Origin of the sequence: Kitasatospora sp. NPDC059803, assembly GCF_042732255.1 — a bacterium.
In the GTDB taxonomy this organism is placed as follows: domain Bacteria; phylum Actinomycetota; class Actinomycetes; order Streptomycetales; family Streptomycetaceae; genus Kitasatospora.
This window is the reverse complement of the sequence record NZ_JBHWIJ010000294.1, coordinates 1-3,730: the sequence shown is the minus strand read 5'-3', so window position 1 is coordinate 3,730 and position 3,730 is coordinate 1. Positions and strand designations below refer to the sequence as shown.

Below are 3,730 nucleotides of genomic sequence, written 5' to 3'. Positions count from 1 at the left end.
ACGCTCCCGCGGTACGCGTCCCTCATGGCGGCGGCCGGGACCCACTCCGGCGGCGCGGGGCGGGCGGGGGACGCCGGTCCAAATCGCCCCCCCGCGTTCGCTTGTACGACAGATCCCTTTGGCCAGGTGCACGCCGGGCGCGGACAGAACTCTGGCATGCGCGTCGTCATCGTCACCGAATCCTTCCCGCCCGAGGTCAACGGAGTCGCCCACAGCGTGCTGCGGACGGCCGAGCATCTGGTCCGCCGGGGCCACCAGCCACTCGTCGTCACCCCCGCACCCGCGCGGGGCGCCACGTGCCCGCCGCACACCTTCGGCGGCTCCGAAACGGTGGAGCTGCCGGTGGTGCGCATTCCGTCGGTGCCGCTGCCCGGGTACCCGCAGGTGCGGATCGCGCTGCCGAGCCGGCAGCTGGCGGCTGCCGTCGCCGGGCACCGGCCGGACATCGTGCACCTGGCCAGCCCGTTCGTGCTCGGCGCGCGCGGGATGCAGGCCGCGGCCCGCCTCGGCGTCCCCGCCGTGGCCGTCTACCAGACCGACCTCGCCGGGTACGCGCACGCCTACCGGGCCGGGCGGGGCCTCGGGGAGGCGGCCGCCTGGCGGCGGATCCGGGCCGTGCACCGGGCCGCGGCCCGGACGCTGGCGCCGTCCACGCCCGCCGCCCAGGACCTCACCGCGCACGGGGTGCCCCGGGTGCAGCTGTGGCCCCGCGGGGTGGACTCGGTGCGGTTCCACCCCCGGCACCGGGACGAGGCGCTGCACCGGGCGCTCGCCCCGGGCGGCGAGGTGCTGGTCGGGTACGTCGGGCGGCTGGCGCCCGAGAAGCGGGTCGACCTGCTGGCCGCCGCGTCGGCCCTGCCCGGGGTGCGGGTGGTGGTGATCGGGGACGGGCCGTCCGGGCCCGGGCTGCGGGCCTCGATGCCCGGCGCGGTCTTCCTCGGCCGCCGGACCGGCGAGGAACTGGCCCGCTGTTTCGCGACCCTGGACGTGTTCGTGCACACCGGCCCGCTGGAGACCTTCTGCCAGACCATCCAGGAGGCGATGGCGAGCGGCGTGCCGGTGATCGGCCCGGCCGCCGGCGGCCCGCTGGACCTGGTCGCGCACCACCGGACGGGCCTGCTGGTGCCGCCCCGGGACGGCGCCGCGGTGGCCCGGGCGGTGGCGGAACTGGCCGCCGACCCCGGGCGGCGGGCCGCGTACGGGCGCGCCGGACGGGCCGAGGTGACCGCGCGGACCTGGGAGGCGGTCGGCGACCTGCTGCTGCGGCACTACGCGGAGGTCCTCGCCGAGCACCGGGGCACACCGGCGGCTCCCCCTGCCGCTCCCCCGGCGGTCGTCGAGCCGGTCGCCGTCGTGGAGGAGCTGCCGGCATGACGGACACCGCCGACCGCGAGCCGCTGACCATCGTGCGGCTCGCGAACTTCGTCACCCCGGTCTCCGGGGGCCTGCGCACCGCACTGCACCACCTCGGCGCCGGCTACCTGGCCGCCGGGCACCGGCCGGTGCTGATCGTACCCGGGGAGCGGCGCAGCGAGGAGGAGGGCGAGCAGGGCCTGGTGGTCACCCTTCCCGGGCCGGTGCTGCCGGCCAGCGGCGGCTACCGGGTGCTCACCGACCGGCGGGCGGTGGCCGCCGAACTGACCCGGCTGAAACCCGACCGGCTGGAGGTGTCCGACCGCACCACGCTGCGCTGGACCGGCAGTTGGGCCCGGCGGCACGGCGTCCGCTCGGTGATGGTGTCGCACGAGAGCGCCGTCGGGCTGCTGCGCGCCTGGGGGCTGCCCCGCCCGCTCGCCGACGCGGCCGCCGACCGGCTCAACGCGGCGACGGCCCGTACGTACGACGCGGTGCTCTGCACCACCGACTGGGCGGCGGCGGAGTTCCGGCGGATCGGCGTGCCCAACCTGGTCCGGGCCCCGCTCGGCGTGGACCTGGACGCGATGCGCCCGCTGCCGCCGGCCGCGCGGGCCCGGGAGCGGGCACGGTACTGCGGGCCGGACGACGTGCTGCTGGTGCTCTGCTCCCGGCTCTCGGCCGAGAAGCGGCCCGAACGGGCCGTCGAGGCGCTGGCCGCGCTGCGGGCCCGGGGGCTGCCGGCCGTCCTGGTGGTGGCCGGGGCCGGACCGCTGCGGGACCGGCTGGCGGCCCGGGCGGAGCGGCTGCGACTGCCGGTGCGCCTCCTCGGGCACCTGGGCCGGCGGGAGGAACTGGCCCGGCTACTGGGCTGCGCGGACGTGGTGCTCGCGCCCGGGCCGGTGGAGACCTTCGGGCTCGCCGCGCTGGAGGCGCTGGCCTGCGGGACTCCGGTGGCGGTCAGCCGCTCCTCCGCGCTGCCCGGTCTGATCGGCCTGGCCGGGATGGCCGCCGCCGACACCGGGGCCGGATTCGCCTCGGCGGTACGGGAGTTGCTGGCACGCCCGGAGCAGGCGCGGCGGGCCGGCGCCCGGGCCCAGGCCGAGCGGTACGGCTGGCCGGCCGCGGTGGCCGCGTTCCTCGCGGCCCACAGCGTTCGAAACCCCGGCATGCGGAACCCCGGCGTGCGCAACCCCGGTGCGGTGGAGGAGGGTTGGGATGAGCGTGCTCGGCACCGGGCGTGACCGGTCCGCGGACGGCCGCCCGGCCACCAGCGGGCCGGTGCGGTTCGTCGCGCTCGGGGACTCGCTGACCGAAGGGGTCGGGGACCCGGTCGGCGAGGGGTGGCGCGGCTGGGCCGCCGTCCTGGCCCGGTCGCTGGCACCCGAGGGCGGCGTCGAGTTCACCAACCTGGCGTGCAGCGGCGCCCTGACCGCTGATCTGACGAATCGTCAACTCCCCGCCGCACTGGCACTGCGGCCGCGGTTCGCGGCCGTGGTGGTCGGCGGCAACGACACCCTACGGGCGGGCTTCGACATCCGGCGCACCACCCTGGAGCTGGACGCCACCCTGGGCGAACTCTCCAGCCACGGCGCCGTCCTGCTGACCGCCTGCCTGCCCGATCCGGGCACCCTGCTCCGCCTGCCCGCGCCGCTGGCCCGACCGCTGGCGCGGCGGATGCAGGCCGTCAACACCGTCGTACACGCCCTCGCCGCCCGGCACCGGGCGGTGCACCTGCACATCGCCGAGCTGCCCTGGTGCGCGCAGCGCCGGCTGCTCAGCGTCGACCGGCTGCACCCCAGCGCCGAGGGCCACCACCTGATCGCCCGCCGGTTCCACGAACTGCTCGCCGCCGCCGGCCACCCCCTCGGCCCGCCGCCCGTCGACACCCCCGCCGAGGCTCCGCCCGGCCGGGCCGCCGACCTGTGGTGGATGGCCACCCAGGGCACCCGCTGGGTCGCCGCCCGCAGCACCGACCTGCTGCCCGGGCTGCTCGCCCTGGCGGCGGCCGAAGGCCTCTCCCGGCTGCGCGGGTCCAGCGGGCGGCACGACGAGCAGATGGCCCGCGCGGCGGCCCAGGCCCTCGCGTCACTGGGGTGAGGCGGCGCGGGCTCGGCTAGGGCGTGTCTGACAATTCCCGCCGGGCGCGCGACGCTCCCCCAGCCTGGCGGCCGGGAGGTGCCCCCAGGCATCCCGCCTGGACGCACCGGCGAAACGTCCAAGTACGGCCCAGTACGAGGACGCTTCGCCGGCACGCCCAGCCGGGCGCCCACCGCCGCGCGCTGATCCGACGCGAATTGTCAGACACGCCCTAGAAGACTGATGAAGATGTTGGGTTCTGGCCCCCCCGCGGGGGGGGGGGGGGGGCCCACAGGGT

At 77.8% G+C, this 3,730-nt stretch carries 3 protein-coding genes; all 3 read left to right on the top strand.

Features of this window, described 5'->3' with window-relative positions; translation table 11 throughout:
- Positions 1-156 precede the first annotated feature (156 nt).
- The 3 genes from ACFV6I_RS32540 to ACFV6I_RS32530 are packed head-to-tail and all read left to right on the top strand — an operon-like array spanning position 157 to position 3,453.
- Positions 157-1,374, top strand: coding sequence for a glycosyltransferase family 4 protein (locus ACFV6I_RS32540; RefSeq protein ID WP_380429234.1), 1,218 nt, complete (start codon positions 157-159; stop codon positions 1,372-1,374).
- The gene (locus ACFV6I_RS32535; RefSeq protein WP_380429232.1) at positions 1,371-2,597 is read left to right on the top strand and encodes a glycosyltransferase; all 1,227 of its coding nucleotides are present in this window, start codon (positions 1,371-1,373) and stop codon (positions 2,595-2,597) included. Before ACFV6I_RS32540 ends, ACFV6I_RS32535 begins: the two co-directional genes overlap by 4 nt.
- A complete protein-coding gene (locus ACFV6I_RS32530) occupies positions 2,572-3,453 on the top strand; it encodes an SGNH/GDSL hydrolase family protein (RefSeq protein ID WP_380429229.1) in 882 nt (293 codons plus the stop codon). Before ACFV6I_RS32535 ends, ACFV6I_RS32530 begins: the two co-directional genes overlap by 26 nt.
- Positions 3,454-3,730 lie beyond the last annotated feature (277 nt).

Bases quoted from the DNA above. Each gene is read 5' to 3' on its own strand.
- ACFV6I_RS32530 (WP_380429229.1), top strand. From the start codon at position 2,572: ATGAGCGTGCTCGGCACCGGGCGTGACCGGTCCGCGGACGGCCGCCCG.
- ACFV6I_RS32540 (WP_380429234.1), top strand. From the start codon at position 157: ATGCGCGTCGTCATCGTCACCGAATCCTTCCCGCCCGAGGTCAACGGA.
- ACFV6I_RS32535 (WP_380429232.1), top strand. From the start codon at position 1,371: ATGACGGACACCGCCGACCGCGAGCCGCTGACCATCGTGCGGCTCGCG.